Here is a 24,467-nt window from a genome sequence, read left to right as displayed (position 1 = left end):
TAATACGTAATTTAATACCATCATGGGTTTTTGAAACTGAAATATTATTTGGTTTATTTAGGAGAGTTGGGTTTAGCCTTTTCTGCCCCCGGGCCGGGCCTTTTCACATATCTGTAAAGGTGATATGACATCTTCATTATCTGCATAACGGTCAAGAGTATTATATTAGCCATTTCAACACACCAAAAATGATAAGAACTAAGATTACAACACTCCTGGCAGCAGTAACGCTGATCGGCACGGTTAACGCCGGCGGCGTTTACGCACAGGCACCACAAAAAACTGTGCCACTAACCCAATATGTTAACCCCTTTATCGGTTCGGTAGGTCACGGACACGTATTTGTAGGCGCTAACGTGCCTACGGGCGCAGTACAGTTAGGTCCTTCGCAGATCATGCAGGACTGGGATGAATTTAACGGATGGGACTGGTGCAGCGGATATAACTATATCAGCAAGGAGATCCTTGGCTTTAGCCATACCCACCTGAGCGGCACCGGTATAGGTGATTTAAATGATGTCCTGGTTGTTCCCGCCAATGGCGAAGTACAGCTAACACCCGCTAAATTTAACAATATGGAGAGCGGCTACGGATCGTTCTTTTCTAAAGACAGCGAAGTAGCCAAACCTGGCTATTACAGCGCTTATCTGGACAAGTATAAGGTAAAAGCAGAACTGACTGCAACAACAAGAGTAGGCTTTCATCATTACCACTATGATAAAACCGATAACGCACACTTACTGGTAGACCTGGATTTTACGATGTTATGGGACAAAACAGTTTCGTCTTCCCTTACACAGGTAAACGACAGTACTTTTGTAGGCTACCGTTATTCTACAGGATGGTCTAAAGACCAGCGCGTATTTTTCGCCTTGGTACTGTCTGTACCGGTAACCAAAGTACAGTTATACAATGGCCTTGACCCTGTAACAGGAAAAGTGGTTACTGGTGTAGGAACCAAAGCCGCATTGTTCTTTGATGCTGTAAAAAATCCTGACATTAAGGTTAAGGTAGGCATCTCTCCTGTGAGTACAGACAATGCACTTGCAAACATTAAGGCAGAGGCTCCAAACTGGAACTTTGAGGCAGTAAAAGAAGCCGCTGACCTTTCATGGAACAAGGCGCTGAATAAAATTGTGTTTGAGGCAGATCAGTCAACCAAAACGGTTTTCTATACTGCATTGTATCATACTTACTTTGCTCCAAGTACCTTTAACGACCATAATGGAGATTACAGGGGCACGGATAAAAAAGTTTATACCAATCAGAAATTTACAAACTATACTACTTTCTCGCTCTGGGACACCTACAGGGCATTAAATCCGCTGATGACGATCATTGAACCTGCAAAGGTGAAAGATATGGTGCATAGCCTCCTGGCGATTTATGAGCAGCAGGGCAAACTGCCGCTATGGCCTTTACAGGGAAGTGAAACTTTCTGTATGGTGGGCTATCCGGCAATACCGGTGATCACGGACGCTTATATGAAAGGCCTGCTTTATCCTGCTGATGTGGAACTGGCTTACAAAGCCATCAGAACTACCGCAATGATGCCGGAAATGGGAATTGAATATGTAAAGAAACCGGGCTATATCCCATCAGACAGTATGAAAGAATCTGTAGCCTGGGCAATGGAATATGCGATTGCCGACTGGGGGATTTCTAAAATGGCCGAAAAATTAGGCAGGAAGGACGATGCTGCTTACTTTGGTAAAAGAGCTAAGCTTTACGAACAATATTATAATGCTGATGAAGGACATTTTGTAGGGAAACTTGCCAATGGCAAATGGAACCTGCCCTTTGATCCTATCGATGCAAAACCCGGTAAAAGTGATTATACTGAAGGCAATGGCTGGCAGTACACCTGGCTGGTACCGCAGGACCCGTACGGACTGATTAAGCTTAATGGCGGTGAAAAAGCATTTGTTGCTAAGCTTGACCATTTCTTCACGATGTCATCAAAGATGAAAAATGCGCCGAACGATGTAACAGGACTGATCGGCCAGTATGCACATGGCAATGAGCCGAGCCATCATGTTGCCTATCTGTACAATTTCGCAGGCGAGCCCTGGAGGACAGCAGAGGTAGTTCGCGATGTGATGAACAAGTTTTATACCACTGAGAAAGACGGGATCTGTGGTAACGAAGACGCCGGACAAATGAGTGCATGGTACGTTTTATCCTCAATGGGCTTCTACTCTATGAACCCGATGAGCGGCATTTACATCGTAGGCTCCCCTGTTATGAACAAGGCAACAATTAGCCTGGGCAGTAAGAAATTTGTAATTACTGCAGAAAACCAGGGCAGGAAAAATATTTATATCCAAAGTATTACAATGAACGGTAAGCCTTACACGAAATCATTTATCAAACACAGTGATTTGATAAAAGGCGGTACAATGAACTTTGTAATGGGAAATAAACCTTCCAAGACTTTTGGTGTAAATGCCTCAGACAGGCCTTTGTAAAAAATAATTCAGGTTTACACAATATTTAAGAAGTTATTACGCTTTAGTATATGAGAGCGTTAATTTAGATTAAGCGGAAATGGTCATCGTATCATTTCCGCTTTTTTTTTAGCTTAGATCTGATAGGCAGAAAATGTTTAAACGATCTGTGCAAAAATTATTATTTTACACATTATTTAAATTAACATGAACAAATTACTTTTCATTACCACCGCTATTGCCCTTATTACGTGTAAAACTCTACAAGCTCAGGAAGTTGTATCCGTAGCAAAATTTGACAGAGTGATCGTAAGCCCACATGTGCAGGTAACCTTTACGCAGGGCGACAAAGAAGCCGTAACCATTGAAAACCTGACCGTGGGCAGGGAAAAGGTTAACATCGAATCCAATGGTCAGACCTTGCGTGTTTACCTTGAGGGAGCCAAGGAAGTGACAAAAAATGAAAAAGTAAATGAGGATGAGCAAAAGCGAAAAGAACCCCTGTACAAGGGCACGGTTTTAACAGTAGCCATCTCCTACAAAACGCTGCATGACCTGTCCGTTCGGGGTGAAGAAACCATACACCTGAAAAGCAAAATTGAACAGGAAAACTTTAACCTGGTAATGTATGGAGAGGCACAGGTCGATATCGATGAAGTACAACTGAAAACGATGCATACCACAAGCTATGGCGAAAGCTCATTAATGCTGAAATCAGGAAGCATTGCCGAACAAAGATTTACGTCTTACGGTGAAAGCAAGATCGATGCACTTGCCATAAAAAACAGTACGAGTACGGCTACATTGTATGGTGAAGCTGAATTGCGCCTGAATGTTTCAGACCAAATCAAGGTGACTTCCTTTGGTGAGGCCAAAATTGGTTATAAGGGAAGCCCGGCAATCAAAAGAGGATTGAACATTGGTAAAGTGCAGATCTATAAAATAGACTAACGGAAAAATTGTTCAATTTCACCGATAGTTTTTAGCCATCCAGCGAATACTTGATACCAAAGAAAAAATATTCCCCTATTATGTCAGCTCATCATCATATAGTTGTGCAAAACAAAGTATGAGCTACGAAAATTACAGGATAATTTGGGTTTGATATCAAACCAGTTAAATTTGTATAGCCAGATATAGCCGTATGAACTACAACAATTAAGGAGGATAAATTATGGGTGTTGTTCGTATTGCGCTGATTAAAGGTAAGCTTACAGATTATATCATGTCGGTATCTGACGCGGTCCAGGATGCAGGAATGAATTCTTTGCCAAATGATGAAGACAGCATGTTCCAGATGATCAAACAGCTTGAACCTGATGAATTGATCTTCTCTAAAAATTATGAGGCCCCAAACGCTCCGGATGGCTTTATGTTACTCAACATACTGGCCCCGGAACAAACAGCGGCAGTAAAACAGGCCTTTTTTGGAAGGATTATGTTTTTGCTCAATGAAAATATCCAGGTAAGGCCGGAGACATTTTTGCTGATCTACAGTGTGGAAGAGCACCGCATGGGCTTTTTTGAAGGACTTGCCCCAGACTTTTGGATGAGCAAGAACTGATCGGGCTGAATAAGAATAATTATCAATAACGCGCTCAGCGGCCCTATGCAAAACTAATGGATTGCTCGATTGTTCAATCTAAAAATCGATTAGTTATGGATACAGAAGATAATAACACTAATGACCGTCTGGAGGAACTTGACGGCAGTGATTTCGAAATTTCAGACCACCAGCCTGACATTACGGGCTGGGAAATATATGATTCGCTGGGTGATTATATCGGGGATGTGGAAGACCTCATCTTTGATGTAGAAGCCCTTAAGGTAAGATATATTATTACAAAACTGGAAGGTTACGAACTGGACGAGGAAAAGCGGGTACTGATCCCGATCGGGCTGGTGACACTAAAGGAGGATAAAGACGAAGTATTATTGACCGAAGCTATATCCTCAAAATTAAGCTTCCTGCCGGAATACGATGGTGAACAAATTACTGCAAGGGATGAACTCCAAATCAGGGATGTGCTGACCGGCACAGCTGAACATGTTGTTGAAGTAATGAATTATAAGCACAATGCCGATGATGATTTTTACAACCATACACACTTTGATGATGCAGGATACAATAGAAACCCTCCAGGCAAAGACGGCCTTGAAAAAGGAGAGATAATGTAAGCCAATAAATTTTTATTAAAGCCGGGCAGCACCTCATGTTGTCCGGCTTTTTGTTTAAATGGATTTAGTAGCAGATATCAGAATCCGGAGCGTTAACGTAAAGATAATGAAGTAATAACAGTGATAGCTGAGACAAAATTTATCACTATGTTTGGCTGTTTTTTACACTGATTATTATTTGTATATTTATTAGACAATATTTATTTACGCTTACAAACGTATTCTAAATGACCACTCCAATACCAGACTTCAACATCATCGAGGGACTAAAAAACGGGGGTCCGCAGCGCCCTGCCTTTGAAAGAACACTTTATCAGACTTTTTTTTATTTTATTAAACAGGGTGTTTTCAAGTATGGAATTGATGAAGAATATGCCGCCAGCTGTTACTCAGATACGATTATCAGTGTAATCCATAATATCGTTGAAGGTAAGTTTGAAGGCCGCTCGGCACTAAAATCATATTGTTACCAAATATTTTCCAATAAATGTGTTGACCATCTGAGAAAAGAAACGACTAATAAGCGACAGGTTTATCAGACAACATCAATTGACAGTTTGGTTTTTGAACTACCAGACGGGGCAAGAAATGTGGTTCAGCAGATCATTGCGAAAGAACAATGGGCCGGCATCACCCAGAAACTACAGGAACTGGGAGATAAATGCAGGGAGATACTGCTGTATTTTGAAGATGGTTACAGTGATAAGGACATCGCCGGATTTATGCTGTACAACTCGGCAGATGTAGTAAAAACCAGCCGCCTGCGCTGCCTGGAGAAACTGAGAAAAATGATGAACATAAAACAATCCCTGTGATGAACAACCCGGAAATAATAGAGGCATATTTTAAAGGTAATTTGCAGGACCACGAGAAAAAGGAATTTGAAGACAGGTGCCTCGCAGATACGGAATTTGCAGCGGAGGTTGCTGCTTATGTGGCTTTGAGAGATGGCATCAGGCAATCGTTAAATGACCGGAAGAAAGCAGAATTTGCAGAATTACATGCAGAGTTATCCGTCATGCCGGAACCGGCAGCGAAAGCAAAGGTTAAGCAAAGCCCCGGCAAACTGGCATTTTACCTGGCGGCGGCCTGTATCATCGTTGTGCTGGGCTACACCTTGTGGTTCCGCCCTGCCCCTTCGCAGCGGCTGTCTGGTGACTACATTCAGTCCAGTTTCAGCACGCTGGGCCAGACCATGGGCGCTGCTGATTCTACCAGCCAGATACAGCAGGGAATTGCGGCATACAATGCGAAAGATTATGTCAGGGCCGAGCAAATATTTAGCAAACTGGCCAGAAATCCAGTTCCGCAACCGGAGGTGATCAAAAATCTGGGCATCACTTTCCTGGCTACCGGCAAATACGATCAGGCAGTAGTTGCATTTCATGCGCTTGCCGGTTTTAAGCTATACTCCAACCCGGGCTTATTTTATCAGGCGATTGCGCTGATGAAAAGAAATAAAGCTGATGATTTGGCTGAAGCAAAGAAAATATTAAATGAAGTAGTGCAAAAAGATTTGGAGGGCAGCAATGAAGCTAAAATATGGTTAAAGAAATTATAAAATCTCTCTCATGGACAACAATCAAAAGGAACCTCTCAGGGGAACAGCTGCCTGGATCAGAAAACCAAATCCCAGGATAGAAAAATTATTAAGCCGGTCATACCGGAAAGATCAGCTAATCATCTTTTTCAAAAATGACCCGACAGAAAAGGATATCCGTGCTATTAAAGATTCTTTTCAGAAAAAAGGTATCAAAACGGATGCGATCAGCATCAAAACCTGCGGAAACTGCAAAATACCGGTACAATTATGGTCTGCCAAAGGCATCCATACCGTGGTGAATACCGATACAGTACATGGTGGTTCCGGCCCTCAGACTACGCAGACCGTGGGAGAATCTTATTCGCTGAATTACTATAACTATGTGCCCTCTGGCAGAGAAACGAGGTTTGACAGGCCCGCCTTCACACCCGGCAAAACAGATCAAAAGAAGGACCAGATTGTTGTTGCGGTGCTCGATACCGGCATAGATACACGCCTGGTAAACCCTGAGTATATCTGGAGAGAGAAAGCTGCAAAATTTGCATCAGAATGTTACAGGGATGTACAGTCCGGATGGAATTTTGTTGCTGACAATGGTAATTTTGAGGATGATCATCCCAACAGGCACGGCAGTCTGGTGAGCCAGTATATCATCAATGAATTTAAACATTCTGCCAGCAATTCAGTAAAGATCATGCCGCTAAAAACCCATGATAAAGAGGGCATCAGTGATCTTTTCAGCGTTATCTGCGGTATCCACTTCGCGATGGCAAAGGGGGCACAGATTATCAATGCCAGCTGGGGGTTTTATTATTACTATGAAATCCCGGTGCCCTATCTGAAGGAGCTCATTACCGTGGAACTAAAGAAAAAAGGAATACTTTTTATTACCGCTGCAGGAAACAAGACGGATGCAGATGACGATCTTGCGCGACAAATATTCCTGGCAGAACAGGGCATTAACCTCAGCGATGATCAGCTGCGAAACCTGGAGATCCATACTTTTTATCCTGCCCGCCTGAGCAACGCTGCAAACAGTGTAATTGCAGTAACTACCACCGACGGAAAAACGGTAAGCCCAACACAAAATTATTCTGAACAGTTTGTAGACCTTGGCGTAGAGACAGATCGTAGCAGGGACGGCAGTATGAAGTTTACGGTGCCTTTTGACAGCAATACCGGCACAACGGACGAGATCAGCGGATCTTCATTTGCCACTGCCATTGCCAGCGGGATTATTGGTGCCAATTGCAGTAAAGCCCTGTATGCGCCCAATATTAAAAAATCAGATTTCCTGTCTGCACTGGCGCTGCTGCCAGACAGTGGCGGAGCGGGTCCATTACTGCTCAACCAGCCTGCACTTGGCAGGAAATATATCATCGCCGGAGCCTGTGTAAAAAAACAATAGCCAGCCCTACATGCTAAACCTTTGTGCCCGTATCGCTGTACTTTTATCGGCAATGTCTGCCCTGACAATGCCGCTGAAAGCACAGTGCATCACGGATACGGAAATCATTGCCAGGGTTGCTGCGATTAACAGCAATACGACAGACAGTTACGCAAAAAAAATCAGACAACTGAAGGAGCTACAGGCAGCATTCTTAAAGTGCCACCCTACAAAAAACAATGCCTATGCACAGATCCTGCACCGGATCGGCGATCAGTACAGCAAGGCAGATGATGTGGAACGGGCTATATTTTATACCAGGGAGGCTGTGCAGGTAAATCAGGGAAATGGCCCGGGCCTGCAAAAGTCGTTTCTGACACACAGTTATTTTAACCTCGGCGTGTTTTATAAGCGCCTGCAACTGCCTGCTGAATCACACCGTTATTTCGGTCTGTGTATCCGAAGCGGCATTCCATTTCCGGAGAAACACTTTATCGTTTTTATGGCTTATGCACAGGATGCATTTGAATATTTCCAGACAGGCGACTATCAAAAAAGCACGGAGGTTGCAGCTGAGGGGCTGCTACTGGCAGAGAGGGACCAGAATGAATTGGCAGCGGCCCCGCTCCTGGCCCAGAAAGCGCAATCAGAAGCTGAGCTTGATAACTTTGAGGAGGCAGAGGCCGATGTCCAGAGGGCGATATTCTTGCTTGAAAAAGCAGGAACAAATGCAGACCAGCTGGCAACAAGCTATTCAATTTATGCGAATTTACTGTATGAAAAGAAAAGGGTAACAGAGTCATTAAGCTATTATCATAAAGCCTTTGAGCTGAACAAAGCTACCGGACTGTTGCAACAATGCTCCAGGGACCTGCTGGATATAGGCAGTGTATACCTGAATGGATTAAATCAGGGCAACAAAGCTTTGTGCTATTATAATGAAGGGATCAAGCTGGCCCTGATAACCGGCGAGCCATACCAGCTGGCCGGCCTTTACATGAACAGCGGTGTAGTGTACTGGAAAAATAAAGACTTCAGGAATGCGCTGAAATATTATCAAAAGGCCTTAAACGTACTGCCCCTCAATTTTACGGACACCGCCATTAAAAGCAACCTCAGTGTAGATATGCTGAAACTTGTTGCCAATGACTATGTGGTTTATAATATTCTCGCCAATAAAGGATCTGCATTACTGGCACTCTATCACAGCAAAAAGGACAGAATGCTGCTGCAGCTGGCGTTAAACACCTATGAGATCGCAGATAAGTCTGTGGATATCATGCGCTGGAAGCAGTCCGGCGAGCAGTCCAGGCTATATTGGCGCCAGAAAACAAAACAATTGTACGGCGAAGCCATTGAGGTTTGTTATCAGCTTGGAAATACCGAAAAAGCCTATTACTTTTTTGAGAAAAGCCGTGCTGTACTACTGGGTGATCAGCTGAATGCAATTATAGCCTCCCATCATATTTCGGGCAGGGACCAAATGGCTGAAAAACAGCTGCGCACCAGGACAGTTGCACTGAGCCAGAAACTGCTGTCTTTAGCCAAAACAGATAAAAACTATAATGTCTTCAACAGGCAATGGCACGATGCACAAAGCAGATGGGAAGATTTTATCAAAAGCCTGGAAAGCAAATATCCGGTATATTATCAGTACAAATATGATAACAGTGTTTATTCTTATACCAAGGCAATCCGAAAGTTATCAGCGGATAAGCAGTCTTTGATCGAATACTTCAACGGGGGATCAGCAGTTTACATCCTGTCCCTTTCAGCTGACAGGCAAGAGCTTGCAAAACTAAAGGACACTGCCTACCGGGCAAACGCGAGGGAAATGCTGGCACTGTGTTCAGACAAATCTTTGCTCAATCAGAACTACGATCGTTACTGCAAGGCAGCCAATCTGCTTTATCAACAGCTATTCAAGCCTCTCAGGATTGCCGGGGAACGTGTAATCGTATCACCGGATGATCTTTTTATACCTTTTGAAGCACTGATTTCGAATAGCCGCAGACAAACCAGTTTCCTTGCAAAGCAGTATACTTTTAGTTATGTGCATTCCATGAATGTTCTGATGAAGAACCTGAGCAGCGAAGCAGGTAAACACACATTTTTTGGGATCGCTCCGGAGCGGTACAACAATAATCCTGCACTTTCGCCATTGCCGGGCTCAGCTGAGTCACTGCAAAAAATTGCGGCCGGATTTACCTCTTCGTCATTGCTGACCGGCAGCGGCGCCACCAGGGGCCAGTTTCTCAGCAATGCCGCACATTACAATATTGTGCAGATCTATGCACATGCCGATGCCGGCCTTACGAAAAAAGAGCCCGTATTATATCTGGCCGATTCAGCAGTCTATTTGTCGGACATTCAGAAAATAACCTTTTCGAACACAGATCTGGCGGTATTATCAGCCTGTAATACCGGTGTAGGGCACCATGCCGAAGGCGAAGGTATTTTTAGCCTGGCAAGGGCCTTTACAGTTGGAGGTGTCCCCGCTACGGTCACCAACCTCTGGCAGGTAGATCATCAGATCACCTACCAGATTACGGAGATGTTCTATGCCTATCTGCAGGCGGGCTTGCCCAAGGATGTTGCGCTCAACCGCGCCAAACTTGATCTGATGGCACAGGGAGACCATATCTATGACCTTCCTTACTTTTGGGCAGCAACGGTGGTTATAGGCAATACCGATGGCATTGACCGCCAGTCTGCAGGTAGTTTGCCCATGGCAGCACTGATTGCCGCGATCCTGCTCTTCTCTGCCCTTTACTTCTTCTTCAGGAGCAGCCCCTTCTTCAACAGAAAAAAATAATTTACATGTTTTGTTTCCCTGCCGGTAAGTGTTGCGACTAATGAAGTAAGTCTAGACAATTACCAAATATTAATCAATTTAAAAATTAAGAACATGAAAAAATTATTTATTCCTCTTTGCGCCGGCGCATTACTGATGCTGGGCTCTTCACGTTTAATGGCACAGGAAACAGCCAAAGCACTGATTATCAACACCAGCTCGTCATCCGAAGTAAACAAGATCCTGGCTTCCCTGAAAGATGCCGATCCTTCCACTTACCGCTTAACAGTGAGCACCACCAACCGCGGTAAAGCCAGCAGCACGGTATATGGTACTGCCCCTCTTTCTGCAATTGGCAAAGTAAATGGCAGTACAGGAAAAATCGGCGGCGGATACGCGGCTTCCGATGTGATTGTAGCGGTTAAAGTAATCACCAACGGAAAGGATTTTCAGAGAGATATCATTTCTAAGCTCAACAAAAACCTGAGCACGCAAACAGTTAAAACAGTAAGTACCAGCGCGCTGAGAGGCGGCAATATGAGATAAAGATCTTACAGGGGGCGGGCATTGCTCTGCTCCCTGTATTTCTTTGTTGTAATGTCTATTAGAGCTGATTTCAATTTTAAGATCATAAGATGAAAAAGTTATTGACCCTGATTTGCGCCGGTTCTGTCATGATGTTTGTCATTACCAATCTGATCACAAAAGATTATGCCAGGGCTTATATTATTCATACCAGTTCGGCAGCAGAAGTACAAAAAATACTGGCACGATTAAAGAACACCGACCCCTCCTCTTATCGTTTAACGGTCTGGTCGTCATCCGGCACAAAAACCATTACTACTGTTTACGGTACCGCCCCCATTTGCGGAATAGAAAAGTTGGAGGGCAGAGGTATCAGAGATCACAAAGATTATGCAGCATCCGGCATATTGGTAATGCAGCCCGGCTCCCGCAAACAAAGCGCTGAACTGAGAAAGGAAATCATTTCTGTGCTCGACAAAGGCCTTACAGCCCAATCTTTCAGAAGGGTAAAGCTCAGCAATCTCAATTCGCTGGCTTCCAATTATTAAAGCTGCACCATCAGCATTAAAACTGCCAGCCAAAGCTAACCGGATGGCAATTACAATCCACAAAAGGTATTCTCATGAAAAATTTAATTTTCAAGGGCTTTCTGATTGCCCACCTTTGCACCGTTCTTTTGGGATCGGGCTTAATTAAAATTACGAACAAGAGTTTTGAAGCCGCTTTATGCCGATATACACTCTGGACCGGAGGAGGATTCGGTTATTCCTTTTTTTCGCCGAATGTTGGCAATCAGACAGTCATTAAAACGTACACACTCACAGCGCGTCAGCAATTGAAGATCGATGCATTTGGCACCGGCAGGAATATGTTCGACAGCCGCTTTTCATCTGCTATCCATACTTTCAGGAACCAGAAAGCATACGAACTGATGTCGCGCGTGGTCGTCTCCTATATATCTACAAAATATCCGCACCAAGGCCCGGTGTTTATTTCTGTAGGAGAATATAAACCTGAAAGCATGGAACAATACCGTGCGGGCACAAAATCCGGAAAGTTCTATGAAGTATACAATGGCACATACACTTATAACTAAAATATACACTGATCATTAAAGTTATGAAAATGTTTAAACTGAAAGAAGGTTATCAGCTCGCTGTTCTGAGGATAGGTGTAGCCATAGCGATCCTCACTAAAGTATTTGTTGAATTCAGTGAGCTCGACCTGATGTACAGCAGGAACGGGATTGTGCAGGACGTACTTTCCAGGCCACTGGAAGTATCCTATGTTTTGTCGCTGCACGGACTGAGCGATTTCCTGCATATTCAGGATCAGCACGTGTTTTTAAACAGCATATACATTGTTCTTGCTGTTGCCGCCCTGCTGCTGCTGGTTGGTTTTCAAACAAAACTGAATGTCTTTATCTGCCTGCTGACACATATTATGGTATTTAACAGTTATAATTTAATCGCTTTTGGCTTTGACGGCTTCTTGTTTTCCCTGCTGTTTTACTGTCTGATTTTCCCCACACATAAAGTATACACGATCGATCAGCTGATGGACAAGAAGCACAGACCACTCGATGCGGCTCAGCTGAGCCTCTTCCTCGGGGTGGTTCAGGTTCACCTTTGCATTGTTTATTTTACTGCAGGATATTCAAAACTGGGCGGACAGGAATGGATGAACGGAACAGCAATCTGGAAAGCTATCAATCAGCCGCAGTTTTATACTGCCTTTACACCTTTGATCAAATCGCTTGCCTGTTATCCTGTTATATCATACGCGCTAACATGGGGCACACTGTTGGCAGAGACCGCATTTCCGTTTCTGATCTGGATAAAATGGGCTAAGGTACGCGCTGTTATATTAATCAGTATTGTGATGATGCACATCTTTATAGCTGTGGTAATGGGCCTGCAACTGTTCGCCTGGATTATGATCGTATTTGACCTCAGTGCCTTTGCCGGTATTTTATTTAAGGCCGAAACAGTTAAAAAAGTAAAACCTGAGCAGGATCCGGATCCATTATCATATCAGCTGATTAATACTCCAGCAATCAGGCAAAGCGTGTGATCCTGATCACATGAAAATTGTGATTTGCCTCCTGTGGGAAGTCTTTGTTTTACCGGAGCTTTGTGATTATATTTCTTACAAACATTAAACAGGAAAACATGGAAGCTCAGACAACTGATAATTTAAAAGGCACTAAAATACTCTTTGTGGTAACCTCTCATGACCAGGTAGGTGATACCGGTAAAAAAACAGGGCTATGGGTAGAAGAATTTGCTGCTCCATATTACCATCTGCTGGATCAGGGCGTTGACATCACGATAGCTTCTCCAAAGGGCGGAAGCACTCCGATAGATCCGAAAAGTGAAGAACCGGAAAGCAGTACAGCGGATACAAAACGTTATTACGCGGACCAGGCTACACAGGATAAACTAAATTCTACATTATTGCTTAGTGAGGTATCAGAGAAAGATTTTGATGCCGTTTATTATCCCGGCGGTCACGGTCCGCTTTGGGACCTTGCAGAAGATCCTCAGTCGGCAAGACTGATAGAGTCCTTTTATCAAAATAATAAGCCGGTATCTTTTGTTTGCCACGCGCCTGCAGCATTGAAACATGTGAAAAGTCACGACGGACAGCCGCTTGTAAAAGGTAAAAATGTAACCGGCTTTACCAACAGCGAAGAAGATGGTGTAGGTTTAACCGCCATTGTGCCTTTCCTGGTAGAGGACATGCTAAAAGAAAATGGCGGAAATTATCAGAAAGCCGGCGACTGGCAGCCCTTTGCAATTACTGACGGCTTACTGATCACCGGTCAGAATCCGTCATCGTCTGTAGTTGTTGCTGATCATTTAATGGCTTTACTGGCCAAATAATATAATTTACCAGACAGCTGAGCTGTCTGGTAAATTTATCAAACATTGTTATTTTCCGTATACAAAGGTAATGCTATCCTTTACAACCAGCCCGCTCATATTCTGACTGTTATAAAGAATAGTATACTTCGCCGGTTTAGTAATGGCATAACCTTTTAACAGATCAACATCTGCAGAAAGACTGTCTTTAGGGTTTAGTTTTTGATAACTACTAGCCGGTGGCGGCATGATGCGCTTGGCCATGGCACCTTTGTAATTTACTTCTTCACCGTTTTCATCCCTAATGTCTAAATATTTGCTGATCAAAGGTTCAAAGGGAGTATGCCATTTACAGAATTGCTGAACACTGTCTGCTGTATTATAAACTGTAAACTTAAGCTGAACAGGCTCTCCGCTTTTGATGGTATCTTTAATTGTCATTTTCGCAAATAAGGGCCTTGCTTCAGTCTGCTGACTGACAGGAGCAGTGCTTGCTGAGTCAGTTTTGGCGTTCTGATCATCTGCATTACGTGTAGCAGGGCTACAGGCAGCAAGTGCAATTATAGCGGCAGGTAATATAAATTTCAAGTTTTTCATGTTACAAAAGTATTCTTTTTTAACATCAGTATCATTAGATGAAACGTTTTTTCACAAAGTCCTTAAGCACATCATTTGATGCCGGAATTATTTAACTACTGAGTTTAAGCGGCTCAGTGTTTCTCTTGATACACCAAGATAAGCCGCTATATATTGTTTAGGAACCTTCTGAAATAAACTGGGGTATTGCACAAGCAACTGCTCATAACGTTCTTTTGGCGTGCTGTTTAATAAGCTAAGTATCCGCTGCTGAAGTGCCACATAGCCTGAATTGAGCTTTTTCCGGGTAAAGTGCTCAAATTTGTGCATCTCGGTACATAGTTTCTCCCTGTTTTCGAGGGTCAGGCAGAGCACCTCTGTATCTTCGATACAGTCCACATACAGCGTGGCCGGAATTTGTTTAAAGTAAGCCTGGTAATCCCCTATCCACCAATCCTGCATCCCGAACTGCAAAATATGCATTTTAGTGTCATGATCCAGGGTATACGCTTTCACGCAGCCATTCAGTACAAAATACTCATATTTCACCGGTTCATCCTGCTGGATCAGGAACTGATGTTTCCTGAATTTTTTCTTTACAAAATGACTGAGAATATATTCGAATTCGTCATCCGTCAACTTTGAAATCTCTTCTATATGTTGTCTGAATTCTGTAAATATTGTCTCCATATGCAAATATAATTATTACAGGTTATTTATGCGCGTGCCGGCACAACATATGTGCATTTATTGAGTTGTGTGTATATGGTATAACCATACAATTGGCTGAAATATTAATTCAGCCAGTAATAATTTAATATTTAACTCAAAACCTAAGAGAACATGAAGAAATTTATCAATGCATATTTTATCGCAGCTGCGTTATTATTATCCGCAACTGCCGTTAATGCTCAACAAAAAATTGGTCACCTTAATTCGCAGTCGGTTTTTACCAGCATGCCCGAGGCTAAAACAATCTCCACTACTCTGGAGAGCCTGCAGAAAACAAAACAGGCCGAGATAGAAAAACTACAGAGCGCTTATACATTAAAGTACAATGCAGCAGTAGCAAAAAATAAAACCCTTAATGAGGCCAATAAAGAAACAGTTGGCAAAGAGCTGCAGGCCATGGGCGTAGAGCTGGACGGACTTAAGAAAGGTATAGATCAGGCTACTGAAAATGCGCAGCAGGTGATGGCAGCCAAACAAGGTGAACTGATGACTCCCCTGCAGACAAAATTTATTACTGCGGTAAAAGCAGTAGCCAAAGAAAAGGGTATCGCTTATGTGTTTGATGATAATGCACAACAGTCGGCAAACAATTTGCTGGCTTATGACGACGGTATAGATTTAACTGCTGCCGTTAAAGCCAAGCTGGGCATTCCGGCAGGAGCAGCAGCTGTGCCGGTGAAAAAGTCTTAATCTATAGTCCTGCCGCAAATTCTGAATTTGCGGCAGGACTATTTAAAGCTTATTTTATTTGAAATTTACAGGAACAGCAAGGTTTTCCCAAAGCAAAGAAAAACCGCTTTCTGCGATTACATAACTCAGCTGCTCATTAAATGAAGAAGACTTTACCGGATGCACTGTAACAGTGAGTACATGTTTAGTCTCATCATCCGTAGTCTCTCCCGTGCGCTTAATGCCCCACTGACCAGTCTGAGAGTTAAAAATGATTTTCCAGGATTTTTCACCAGGCACGGCGTACAGACTATATTTTCCTGCCGGAAGGCTAAGCCCCTGGATTTTTAATGGTTTGTCTGTTTCAAAAGTAGTAGCTTCGTTAGCCCCTGCTCTCCAGGTTTTGTCATAAGGCACCAGTTCTCCCCAGATTTTTCTTCCTTTAACAGCCGGACTACTGTAGTTGATGGTCACTGCTGCCCCATTAATCGTTCCTTTGGCCACCTTTGCGGGACTTGCGCGCTCCGGTTTTTTATCCTGTGCAAAAATGGTATGTGCAGCAAGGATCATTAGAAAGGCCAGCATGGATGCTCTTTTTAAATTGTTCATATTCATAAGGTTCTGTTTGTTTTGTAATTGAATTTACAAAAAAAATCAGATTATTACTTCTTTTTATATGAACTCCCTAATCAATTCTTCTGCCATTGCAACAACTCCAATAGTTGCAGGTGCTTCTATTTTCCGCAGCGTTTGTCCACCGCTGATATAAGGTATGTCGAGGTCGATCACATACCTCAGGGCCTCATCAGGTACGTAATCCACCAATCCGGCAGCAGGATAAACTGCCAGTTTAGTACCAATGACTGCAAAAATATCTGCCTCGGCACAAATTTCAGCTGCAATCTGCAGGTTGGGCACCTGCTCTCCAAACCAAACCACGTGGGGCCGCAGCTGTAATCCGTATTCACATCGTTCTCCCTCTTTAATTTCCCAGCCCTCAATCGGATAGGTGACAGCCGCATCAAAATCTGATTGTGAACGTGTGATGATACCGTGCAGGTGCAACACGTTGGATGAACCCGCCCTTTCGTGCAGATCGTCTATATTTTGGGTGATAATCCGGACATCAAAATTTTTTTCTAAAGCAGCAAGGGCCAGATGCGCAGCGTTTGGCCTTGCTTCAAGCACGCCTTTACGGCGTTCGTTATAAAATTTCTGTACCAGCCCGGGATTTCTCCGCCAGGCTTCGGGCGTAGCTACATCTTCGATGTTGTAGCCCTCCCAGAGGCCTCCTTTATCCCTGAAGGTCTGTAATCCACTTTCGGCACTGATGCCTGCACCTGTTAACACGACTAACTTTTTCATTGTATATCATAGATTTTTTGGAAATTTAAGCCAATAACCCTTATATCTGGTTAAAATCTTACAATATTTGAAAAAATCAGCTTTACTGGCTATTGCAGCTGTATGGTTTCGGCAATCAGGTCATTGATGTAACTTACACACAACGAATTGGAATCGTAACTGTTTAGCTCGGCAGCGGATTAAAATGGCCATCAGCAGGCACTGTGGCAAATAAAATCTTTTTTCCTTTTAATTGCGATTCCATAACTATCAATTTTATTGTCGGGACAAAATTTCAAAGATAACCTGAACTGTTATATCCCCTAATGCGTGGCTTTCCTGTACCCATATTTAAGGATGAGGTATAAGCGCCGGGCGGCCAGATGAAACATCCCTTATAATTGCATGTGTCTTTTGGCCAAATCAGAATATTTTCCAGTTAATTTTACACAGAAATATGTATTTAGTATACATTTGACCATTGCCAATAAAAAAAATGTTCCGATATTTATCAACTGATCAGGTTATCTGTTAATTTCAGATCATAAATAAATGTTTTACACATATTGATTCAGAATTATTGCGGTCCAAAGCAGGAATCAGCAGAAAAAGCTAGCGATAATCTGAAAAGAATATACAATAATTGATAAAACGAAGAATTTTTCTGAACAATTATTTACAAATATGAAGAAGTACAAACATTATAATATCCACAGTATTGGGGATATCAATTTACTGTTTGAATTCACAAATTTGTGCACAACATATCATTACGAAACGAAGACAATTATATAGAATACACCAATGGCAAAACTAGAGTACATCTGGCTTGATGGTTATAAACCAACACAAAGCCTTCGCAGTAAGACAAAAATAGAAAAGGATTTTAGCGGGAAATTAGAAGACGTAGCAAACTGGAGCTTTGACGGTTCGTCTACAGAGCAGGCACCGGGCGGTTCATCGGACTGTGTTTTAAAACCCGTTTATATCGTAAGAGACCCGCAAAGAAAAGACGCATATCTGGTTATGTGCGAAGTACTGGATTCAACAGGTACGCCTCATGAATCTAACGGACGTGCACATATTGAAGATGACGACAATGATTTCTGGTTTGGATTTGAGCAGGAATACTTTTTATGGGACCCCAATACAGACAAACCACTAGGTTTCCCTGCAGCAGGATATCCTGCACCACAAGGCCCTTATTACTGTTCTGTAGGTGCAAAAAATGCATTTGGAAGAGAGATAGTTGAAGAGCATTTAGATGCTTGCTTAGATGCAGGATTAAACGTTGAAGGTATCAATGCTGAAGTTGCAGCAGGCCAGTGGGAATTTCAGATTTTCGCAAAAGGGGCAAAAGAAGCCGGAGATCAGATCTGGCTGGCACGTTATTTACTGGAGAGAATTGGTGAAAAATACAATGTTTCCATTAACTGGCATTGCAAACCTCTAGGTACTTTAGACTGGAACGGTTCAGGTATGCATGCAAACTTCTCCAACACTTTATTACGTACAGCTGGCAGCAAAGAAGTATACGATACGATTTGCGAAGCCTTCCGTCCGGTTGTTAAAGAGCACATTGAAGTGTACGGTGCCGATAACGACCAGCGCTTAACAGGTAAACATGAGACTGCTTCTATTTATGATTTCAGTTTTGGCGTATCAGACCGTGGTGCTTCTATCCGTATCCCATTGGCAACAGTTGAAAAAGGATGGAATGGTTACCTGGAAGACCGTCGCCCAAATTCTGCTGCCGATCCATACAAAGTAGCAGCACGTATCATAAAAACAGTGAAGTCTGTTGAAGTTTTAAGCTATAGCTAATTTTAGCTACCATTGCTTGTACAGTGTAGCTAAATCCTTTTAATTGATTTAGTAAGCAATGTATGATCGCTTATAAAGCAAAAAATCCCCTGGCAGATATACCAGGGGATTTCTTGCTTTATCAATATATCTAAGCAAATCTTTTGGATACGGTGTCCCAGTTTACCACATTCCACCAGGCGGCGATATAGTCGTTTCGTTTATTCTGGTATTTGAGGTAATAAGCATGTTCCCAAACGTCTAATCCCAGTAAAGGTGTACCCTTCACTGTGGCGGTATCCATCAGCGGATTATCCTGGTTGGGCGTTGAAGTAATTTTGAGCGTTCCTTTATCGTTGATCAGCCATGCCCAGCCCGAACCAAACTGTGCAAGAGCAGCCTTGGAGAAAAGATCTTTAAACTGCTCAACCGAGCCAAACGATTTGTCAATTGCAGCTTTCAGCTTTGCCGACGGAGCAGAGGCTGGTACAGCCTGCATAGAATCCCAGAAGAAATTGTGGTTCCACACTCCGCCCCCGTTATTCTTAGCTTTGGCAGACAACTTAGAGGCCTGTCCAAAAAAATCAGTTGCACTTTTAAAGCTAAGGTTTTCTGCTTTGAGTGCCTCGTTAACATTTTTTACATAAGTAGCATGATGTTTGGTATAATGGATTTCCATTGTCATTGTATCTATATATGGCATCAGTGCGCCATAGGCGTAAGGTAATGCTACCTGTGAAAAAACATAAGCAGCCGCTGCTTCCTTCTCTGCGGTAGCTGTCTGCACTGAATCAGATTCAAATGCCAGTGAGCTTAAAGGAGAAATTGCCGGAATAGCAGCAAGCAATAGCGAACTTTTGATAAAATTTCTGCGGTTATGATTTTCCATAATATGAATTGTTGAAGAGATAGTTATACATCTATAAATAGTAATTGAAGTGAAATTGTTTGCAATGATTTTATGACATAGCGCTGGACACATGTAACTTGCCAGCCTGAAGGCAGGGACATCCCGAAGATGGCATCACTGTTAATTAATTGTTATAAGGATGTCCTTTTCTGCCGCTACAATAGCAGCGATCTCGTCAGGCGAAAGCGGCTGACTATAAACCTTTACCTGGTCGACATACCCATGAAACACTCTTTCTGAAGGAAATTCTTCATTTCTGCCGATCTGCCATTTGCTATCTACCGACATGTTCACACTGCCCTCAACCCTTGCGGTGCCGCAGAGCTTGCCATCAATATACAGCCAGAGCATGTCGCCCCTGCATACTCCTGCCAGGTGATGCCATTGCTGTTTCCAGTTGGCCGGAAGATCAACAGTAATATCCCCACGGCCCCAGCCCCCGGCAAAAAAGGTAAGTGTTTGATCATTGCTGGTCTGTAAAACATGATGATCTCCTTTGCTGAACATATCGGTCAGTCCTTTTTTGTTACCGTTTTCAGGATACACCCAACACATCATCGTCAGGCTTTCAGCCATATGGTCAAGACTTACGGCATTAGGTACCTCCACAAACCTGTTTTCATCAAGCAGAACAGGTTTTCCAACAACGTTAGCTGCGCCGAATTTCTCATTAATTACAGCGTTATTTCCAAAGCCAGAATGATCTGACAGCATATTACTTCCATGAGTAAGCAGCGAAAGGTCGAGCAGCAAGGATGAAAGATGATCATTGTATATTTTAAAAACTGCAGACAGACCGCCGGCCTCTACCTGATTGCCCAGCGATAAGACTTTCATTCCGGGCAAACGATTTTGCCCCTTCATCGTAAAGGAATGTACCGTTTGTATTTTCTGACCGGGCTCAAGTGTAATCGTATCTGTAAAAACAACCTGATCACCTACTCTGACGGGGATGTACAATTTCTGTCTTCTGCCTGTGATATTTTGTGCTGCATAACTGATGTATTGCGATGAGTCCTGATGCACAACAGGGTTGTAGTTTAACTCAGACAGCAGGTATGGAACATTCACCGGCTTTGATGACTCCACAACGGAAATACTCCGGCCAGGTTCAGAGGATGGCGTTGCAGCTTCCTCAGCCGGCAGTAATGTTTTGTCATCAGCATCGGTACTGAGGCTAATCGTTACCTTGCCCAAACTGTACAACCTGCAGCTTACAGAATCTCTCACCGTTGTCCCGGGTGGAACAAGCACGTATTTAAACAAGATTGGCCTGCCATTTACCTTCACTACCACTTTTTCGGTACCAAGGCTGCCCTTGTTCTGCAGACTGAAGTGAATCCGGAACAGTTCATGAGGCGCTACTACAGTTTTGCTGATCTCATATTGAAGAAGACGAATATCCGCACTGGTTTTTGTCTCTGACAATGCCAGGGGGTCGCGGTCCTTTGGCCAGCGTTGATCAGGAGAATTGCTCATCACAAATTCCATTGTTCCCCCCTGCATGATCTGCCCGTGGTTAAGAACGAGCTGTTCATAAGGCTGATGGTTTACCTTTAGGGATTGCACGTATTTGTTTAGGTTTGACTGGCCTTTGGCTTCTATTGTAAATGTCTTTTGATTGGCCAGATGCAGCTTTACAGTTTGAAATAAGGGAGCACCGATAGCATATAGCGGCCGGCCGGGACTGACCGGGAATATCCCCATCGCATTGAACAGGTAGGCACTGGACATCGAGCCCAGGTCGTCATTACCGGGCAAGCCACCGGGAGCAGCCTTAAACCTTTCCAGCAAAATATTCCGGACCCACTTTTGTGTGAGGGACGGGTACCCGGGCGTATTAAAAAGATAAGGAACATGGAGCACCGTTTCGTTGTCATAAAGGATCACATCATTGCGCATTGCCGAGTCCAGCCGGGCAGCAAATGCTGCATTCCCACCCATCAGATTTACCAGGTCTTTTCCGTTGTGGGGCACAAACCATGAGTACACCCATTTGTTACCTTCCTTGTAACCAGTCATTCCAGGCTCCAACCTAAAGTGATTATCCTTACGCGGAAGCATGAATAAACTTTGGGGATGAAAAAGGTTTCTGTAATTCAGGCCACGCTGCTGCTCCAGTTTGTAAAGCTGATCATCGTTCATCACCTGTTTTGCATATTCGCCCAGCGCCCAGTCATTATACGCATATTCTACTGTGCGCGTTACCGATTCAGCATTGGAAGAAGGGACATATCCCAGCTGATGATAAATTTCCATATCATTCTGTACGAAAGGAGCTTCTACAAGGTTCTTTTTCATGGCTGTATAGGCCAGATTGATATCAAACCCATTGATCCCTTTCAAATAAGCATCCACAATGACAGGCACTGCGTGGTTGCCCGTCATTGACTCTGTGGGCAGATGGCCCGTCTGCCGGTAAACATCCAGCATCGAAAGTATAGCATCCTTTTGTTTGCCCGGGTACAACAGGCTTAATAAGGGGTGCAGGGAGCGAAAAGTATCCCATGGCGAAAAACCTCCGTATTCATTATTCCCCCCTGTCTTATAGATTTTGCCATCTGCTCCCCTGTACCGGCCGTCACTATCAGAAATTACCCAGGGAATCAGTAAGGAATGATAAAGAGCAGTATAAAAAACTATTTTGTTCTGCTGCCCTCCGCCGCTGACATCAACTGTTGACAGTTGTTTTTCCCAGTCGCGGGCAGTCCGCTCCCTGAGCTGATCAAAACCGGCTGCTCCAATCTCTGTATCGATATTCTTTTGTGCAGCAGCATAGTCAACGGTAGAAGTGCTTAACTTCAGGGTAATCACTGCGGTTTTAGCCTTTGCATCCCGCAAGGGTTTAAAACTGAGCAGATAACCACCTTTCACCTGTTTTTTGTCCAGCAGGTCTTCACTAAAATTTATTACCGTGTTTGCCAGCGTACCATGTAAGGTTCTTTTGCCGGTAAAACTGATTTCGCCTGCATCACCCACAAATAACTGCGGAGTAACCCTGGCAGGAAATGCAAAGCGGAACATTCCTGTTCTCATTGAAGCACTTGCTTCTGCAACAGTGTGATCATCTGTAAAAACAACTTTATAATACCCCGGTTGCGCCTGCTCATCCTGGTGGCGGAACTCCCTGCGGGTTATACCTGTGTCAAATTGCTGCCCCTTACTTACCGGCATGATAAATACGTGACCTGATGAGCCTTCGGGGAAGCCACTGTAATGTTTGATACAACTAAAAAAGTAAATCTGCTGGTCTGTATAGTCATAACCTTTAGCTCCTGTAATACGTGTTTCCGGACTGAGCTGTATGGATCCTGATGGTGCAACGGCACCAGGATAAGTTCCGCCACTCCCTCCCCAGCGGGTAAGCACCGCACTCTTTGTAGTGCCGATAAATGGATCTACATATCGCGTATGGCTTTCAGCGTTTACAGTAGGCTTGTTTTGTGCAAAGGCAGAACATCTGGCACTGACAGCAACGCCCAGGCATAAAGCAAAAGATAAGATGGCCCTTTTGGATATCCGTTTAAAACAGTTCATCAGATGATAAAATAGGAGGTGTATCAGATTTTTATGTAGATATTTTTCTTATCCAGGATATATCCTGCCAGCCAGCACAGCAGCATATAACAAACCGCAAAAACGAGTGTACCGAACGCTCCCGGAAATACCTGCTGAAAAAACACATCATTGATCCAGTTGTAAAAGCTGAGTCCGGGCTTTACCCGGATCAGCTGAATGCAAACCAGCAGGAGTTCCGACAAAAGGTAAATCGCCAGGGAATTTCTGCCAAATACCAAAAAGAAATCTGTACTCCATTTGATCTTTTTCAATTCAAGTACGTACACCAGTATGCCCAGGATTACCAGATCGAGGCCGATGGTGAGCAGCACAAAAGGGCTGGTCCATAGTTTCTTGGCTATCGGAAAAAACTGCCCCCAAAACAATGCAATAAAAATTAATATAGCACCATAAATCAGCAGCATAGCTATAGATTCGTAATTTCTTCCTTTACGCTGGATGTAGGCACCAGCCAGGTATCCGCCGATCACATTGACGATGCCGGTCAGCGTACTGAGCAGTCCTTCAGGATCAAATGCAACTGGTCCGCCGTGGTCATGATACAGGTGTGCGTTCCCCAGAATTAAAATATCAAGGCGTGTACCTGCATTGCCCAGCATGGTATACTCTTGCCCGCTGATTCCAAACAGCAGCAGAAACGTCCAGTATCCCAGCAGCAGGATCACAGCAATCAGAACTGTGACTTTTTTAGAGCAGTAATGGACAATCAGTCCCCCAAAGAAATAGCACAGGGCTATTCTTTGCAATACACCCATGATCCGTGTATTTGCCAGGGGATTAAAAACCCATGTCTCCCCCTGCCTGTGCATAAAGGGAAACCAGTACATCAGATAACCCAGCAGGAAAATGATCAGTGTCCTTTTAAATATCTTGCCCAGAAAGGTAGCATCGCTCTCAAATTTCTTCTTGGAAAAACTCAGCGCGTTGCCCACAGCAAACAGGAAAGATGGGAAAACCAGATCCGTGGGCGTAAAACCAAACCATGCGGCGTGATCCAGCGGAGCCCATTGTACGGCTCCCGAACCAGGGGAATTTACGATAATCATAAAACAGATCGTCATTCCCCTGAAGATATCAAGTGTAATAAACCGGTCGTTGGATAATGCCATATTAATG

At 43.6% G+C, this 24,467-nt stretch carries 22 protein-coding genes; 15 read left to right on the top strand and 7 right to left on the bottom strand.

What is annotated here, in order from left to right; genetic code table 11:
• The first annotated feature begins 188 nt into the window (after positions 1 to 188).
• The 13 genes from FN831_RS08840 (at position 189) to FN831_RS08780 (ending at position 13,759) form a co-directional block, all read left to right on the top strand.
• Positions 189 to 2,468, top strand: a complete 2,280-nt coding sequence (locus FN831_RS08840; RefSeq protein ID WP_142527864.1) for a GH92 family glycosyl hydrolase — start codon at positions 189 to 191, stop codon at positions 2,466 to 2,468.
• Between the two features lie 186 nt (positions 2,469 to 2,654).
• A complete protein-coding gene (locus FN831_RS08835) occupies positions 2,655 to 3,398 on the top strand; it encodes a GIN domain-containing protein (RefSeq protein ID WP_142527863.1) in 744 nt (247 codons plus the stop codon).
• A gap of 223 nt (positions 3,399 to 3,621) precedes the next feature.
• A complete protein-coding gene (locus FN831_RS08830; protein ID WP_142527862.1) occupies positions 3,622 to 4,011 on the top strand; it encodes a tautomerase family protein in 390 nt (129 codons plus the stop codon).
• A 95-nt stretch (positions 4,012 to 4,106) separates the two neighbouring features.
• The gene (locus tag FN831_RS08825; RefSeq protein ID WP_185960432.1) at positions 4,107 to 4,625 is read left to right on the top strand and encodes a PRC-barrel domain-containing protein; all 519 of its coding nucleotides are present in this window, start codon (positions 4,107 to 4,109) and stop codon (positions 4,623 to 4,625) included.
• Between the two features lie 227 nt (positions 4,626 to 4,852).
• Positions 4,853 to 5,440, top strand: a complete 588-nt coding sequence (locus FN831_RS08820) for an RNA polymerase sigma factor (RefSeq protein WP_142527860.1) — start codon at positions 4,853 to 4,855, stop codon at positions 5,438 to 5,440.
• A complete protein-coding gene (locus FN831_RS08815; RefSeq protein WP_142527859.1) occupies positions 5,440 to 6,186 on the top strand; it encodes a hypothetical protein in 747 nt (248 codons plus the stop codon). The genes FN831_RS08820 and FN831_RS08815 overlap by 1 nt, the downstream gene beginning before the upstream one ends.
• 10 nt (positions 6,187 to 6,196) lie before the next feature.
• On the top strand, positions 6,197 to 7,576 hold the full coding sequence (locus tag FN831_RS08810; RefSeq protein ID WP_142527858.1) for a S8 family serine peptidase: 1,380 nt from the start codon (positions 6,197 to 6,199) through the stop codon (positions 7,574 to 7,576).
• A gap of 10 nt (positions 7,577 to 7,586) precedes the next feature.
• Positions 7,587 to 10,370 carry a CHAT domain-containing protein gene (locus FN831_RS08805; RefSeq protein ID WP_142527857.1) on the top strand — a complete coding sequence of 928 codons (2,784 nt, stop codon included), beginning with the start codon at positions 7,587 to 7,589 and terminating at the stop codon, positions 10,368 to 10,370.
• Between the two features lie 93 nt (positions 10,371 to 10,463).
• Positions 10,464 to 10,895: a hypothetical protein gene (locus FN831_RS08800; RefSeq protein ID WP_142527856.1), complete on the top strand. Its 432-nt coding sequence runs from the start codon at positions 10,464 to 10,466 to the stop codon at positions 10,893 to 10,895.
• A gap of 89 nt (positions 10,896 to 10,984) precedes the next feature.
• Complete coding sequence (locus FN831_RS08795) at positions 10,985 to 11,422, top strand: hypothetical protein (protein ID WP_142527855.1); 438 nt, start codon at positions 10,985 to 10,987, stop codon at positions 11,420 to 11,422.
• A 74-nt stretch (positions 11,423 to 11,496) separates the two neighbouring features.
• Complete coding sequence (locus FN831_RS08790) at positions 11,497 to 11,970, top strand: hypothetical protein (protein WP_142527854.1); 474 nt, start codon at positions 11,497 to 11,499, stop codon at positions 11,968 to 11,970.
• 29 nt (positions 11,971 to 11,999) lie between these two features.
• Positions 12,000 to 12,947 (top strand): HTTM domain-containing protein, encoded by a 948-nt coding sequence (locus tag FN831_RS08785; RefSeq protein ID WP_185960431.1) that lies wholly within the window; start codon positions 12,000 to 12,002, stop codon positions 12,945 to 12,947.
• 98 nt (positions 12,948 to 13,045) lie between these two features.
• Positions 13,046 to 13,759, top strand: coding sequence for a type 1 glutamine amidotransferase domain-containing protein (locus tag FN831_RS08780; RefSeq protein ID WP_142527852.1), 714 nt, complete (start codon positions 13,046 to 13,048; stop codon positions 13,757 to 13,759).
• A gap of 48 nt (positions 13,760 to 13,807) precedes the next feature.
• On the opposite strand, the gene FN831_RS08775 is transcribed toward FN831_RS08780, so the two are convergent.
• Positions 13,808 to 14,335 carry a protease gene (locus tag FN831_RS08775; protein WP_142527851.1) on the bottom strand — a complete coding sequence of 176 codons (528 nt, stop codon included), beginning with the start codon at positions 14,333 to 14,335 and terminating at the stop codon, positions 13,808 to 13,810.
• 87 nt (positions 14,336 to 14,422) lie between these two features.
• Positions 14,423 to 15,004, bottom strand: a complete 582-nt coding sequence (locus FN831_RS08770; RefSeq protein WP_142527850.1) for a Crp/Fnr family transcriptional regulator — start codon at positions 15,002 to 15,004, stop codon at positions 14,423 to 14,425.
• A 153-nt stretch (positions 15,005 to 15,157) separates the two neighbouring features.
• Here FN831_RS08770 and FN831_RS08765 point away from each other — a divergent pair, with 153 nt between their 5' ends.
• Positions 15,158 to 15,736 carry an OmpH family outer membrane protein gene (locus tag FN831_RS08765; protein WP_142527849.1) on the top strand — a complete coding sequence of 193 codons (579 nt, stop codon included), beginning with the start codon at positions 15,158 to 15,160 and terminating at the stop codon, positions 15,734 to 15,736.
• Between the two features lie 54 nt (positions 15,737 to 15,790).
• Here FN831_RS08765 and FN831_RS08760 read toward each other — a convergent pair whose 3' ends face one another.
• Together FN831_RS08760 and FN831_RS08755 are read right to left on the bottom strand one after the other, a co-directional pair.
• Positions 15,791 to 16,324, bottom strand: a complete 534-nt coding sequence (locus FN831_RS08760; protein WP_142527848.1) for a DUF2911 domain-containing protein — start codon at positions 16,322 to 16,324, stop codon at positions 15,791 to 15,793.
• Positions 16,325 to 16,387: 63 nt separating this feature from the next.
• Positions 16,388 to 17,080: a Sir2 family NAD-dependent protein deacetylase gene (locus FN831_RS08755; protein WP_142527847.1), complete on the bottom strand. Its 693-nt coding sequence runs from the start codon at positions 17,078 to 17,080 to the stop codon at positions 16,388 to 16,390.
• Positions 17,081 to 17,863: 783 nt separating this feature from the next.
• On the opposite strand from FN831_RS08755, the gene FN831_RS08750 reads away from it, so the two are divergent.
• Complete coding sequence (locus FN831_RS08750) at positions 17,864 to 18,883, top strand: glutamine synthetase beta-grasp domain-containing protein (protein ID WP_142527846.1); 1,020 nt, start codon at positions 17,864 to 17,866, stop codon at positions 18,881 to 18,883.
• Between the two features lie 130 nt (positions 18,884 to 19,013).
• On the opposite strand, the gene FN831_RS08745 is transcribed toward FN831_RS08750, so the two are convergent.
• The 3 genes from FN831_RS08745 to FN831_RS08735 all read right to left on the bottom strand — a co-directional run bounded on the left by FN831_RS08745 (position 19,014) and on the right by FN831_RS08735 (position 24,460).
• Positions 19,014 to 19,751: a superoxide dismutase gene (locus FN831_RS08745; protein ID WP_142527845.1), complete on the bottom strand. Its 738-nt coding sequence runs from the start codon at positions 19,749 to 19,751 to the stop codon at positions 19,014 to 19,016.
• 141 nt (positions 19,752 to 19,892) lie between these two features.
• A complete protein-coding gene (locus FN831_RS08740) occupies positions 19,893 to 23,309 on the bottom strand; it encodes a GH92 family glycosyl hydrolase (RefSeq protein ID WP_142527844.1) in 3,417 nt (1,138 codons plus the stop codon).
• 23 nt (positions 23,310 to 23,332) lie between these two features.
• Positions 23,333 to 24,460 (bottom strand): acyltransferase family protein, encoded by a 1,128-nt coding sequence (locus FN831_RS08735; RefSeq protein ID WP_142527843.1) that lies wholly within the window; start codon positions 24,458 to 24,460, stop codon positions 23,333 to 23,335.
• Between the last annotated feature and the right edge of the window lie 7 nt (positions 24,461 to 24,467).

It is taken from the genome of Pedobacter westerhofensis (assembly GCF_900182595.1).
Taxonomy (GTDB): Bacteria; Bacteroidota; Bacteroidia; order Sphingobacteriales; family Sphingobacteriaceae; genus Pedobacter; species Pedobacter westerhofensis.
Note: the sequence above shows the minus strand (reverse complement) of the source record. Positions and strands in the feature narration are given on the sequence as shown.

Coding starts and splice junctions, on each gene's coding strand:
- FN831_RS08840 (WP_142527864.1), top strand. CDS start 189: ATGATAAGAACTAAGATTACAACACTCCTGGCAGCAGTAACGCTGATC.
- FN831_RS08835 (WP_142527863.1), top strand. CDS start 2,655: ATGAACAAATTACTTTTCATTACCACCGCTATTGCCCTTATTACGTGT.
- FN831_RS08830 (WP_142527862.1), top strand. CDS start 3,622: ATGGGTGTTGTTCGTATTGCGCTGATTAAAGGTAAGCTTACAGATTAT.
- FN831_RS08825 (WP_185960432.1), top strand. CDS start 4,107: ATGGATACAGAAGATAATAACACTAATGACCGTCTGGAGGAACTTGAC.
- FN831_RS08820 (WP_142527860.1), top strand. CDS start 4,853: ATGACCACTCCAATACCAGACTTCAACATCATCGAGGGACTAAAAAAC.
- FN831_RS08815 (WP_142527859.1), top strand. CDS start 5,440: ATGAACAACCCGGAAATAATAGAGGCATATTTTAAAGGTAATTTGCAG.
- FN831_RS08810 (WP_142527858.1), top strand. CDS start 6,197: ATGGACAACAATCAAAAGGAACCTCTCAGGGGAACAGCTGCCTGGATC.
- FN831_RS08805 (WP_142527857.1), top strand. CDS start 7,587: ATGCTAAACCTTTGTGCCCGTATCGCTGTACTTTTATCGGCAATGTCT.
- FN831_RS08800 (WP_142527856.1), top strand. CDS start 10,464: ATGAAAAAATTATTTATTCCTCTTTGCGCCGGCGCATTACTGATGCTG.
- FN831_RS08795 (WP_142527855.1), top strand. CDS start 10,985: ATGAAAAAGTTATTGACCCTGATTTGCGCCGGTTCTGTCATGATGTTT.
- FN831_RS08790 (WP_142527854.1), top strand. CDS start 11,497: ATGAAAAATTTAATTTTCAAGGGCTTTCTGATTGCCCACCTTTGCACC.
- FN831_RS08785 (WP_185960431.1), top strand. CDS start 12,000: ATGTTTAAACTGAAAGAAGGTTATCAGCTCGCTGTTCTGAGGATAGGT.
- FN831_RS08780 (WP_142527852.1), top strand. CDS start 13,046: ATGGAAGCTCAGACAACTGATAATTTAAAAGGCACTAAAATACTCTTT.
- FN831_RS08775 (WP_142527851.1), bottom strand. CDS start 14,335: ATGAAAAACTTGAAATTTATATTACCTGCCGCTATAATTGCACTTGCT.
- FN831_RS08770 (WP_142527850.1), bottom strand. CDS start 15,004: ATGGAGACAATATTTACAGAATTCAGACAACATATAGAAGAGATTTCA.
- FN831_RS08765 (WP_142527849.1), top strand. CDS start 15,158: ATGAAGAAATTTATCAATGCATATTTTATCGCAGCTGCGTTATTATTA.
- FN831_RS08760 (WP_142527848.1), bottom strand. CDS start 16,324: ATGAACAATTTAAAAAGAGCATCCATGCTGGCCTTTCTAATGATCCTT.
- FN831_RS08755 (WP_142527847.1), bottom strand. CDS start 17,080: ATGAAAAAGTTAGTCGTGTTAACAGGTGCAGGCATCAGTGCCGAAAGT.
- FN831_RS08750 (WP_142527846.1), top strand. CDS start 17,864: ATGGCAAAACTAGAGTACATCTGGCTTGATGGTTATAAACCAACACAA.
- FN831_RS08745 (WP_142527845.1), bottom strand. CDS start 19,751: ATGGAAAATCATAACCGCAGAAATTTTATCAAAAGTTCGCTATTGCTT.
- FN831_RS08740 (WP_142527844.1), bottom strand. CDS start 23,309: ATGAACTGTTTTAAACGGATATCCAAAAGGGCCATCTTATCTTTTGCT.
- FN831_RS08735 (WP_142527843.1), bottom strand. CDS start 24,460: ATGGCATTATCCAACGACCGGTTTATTACACTTGATATCTTCAGGGGA.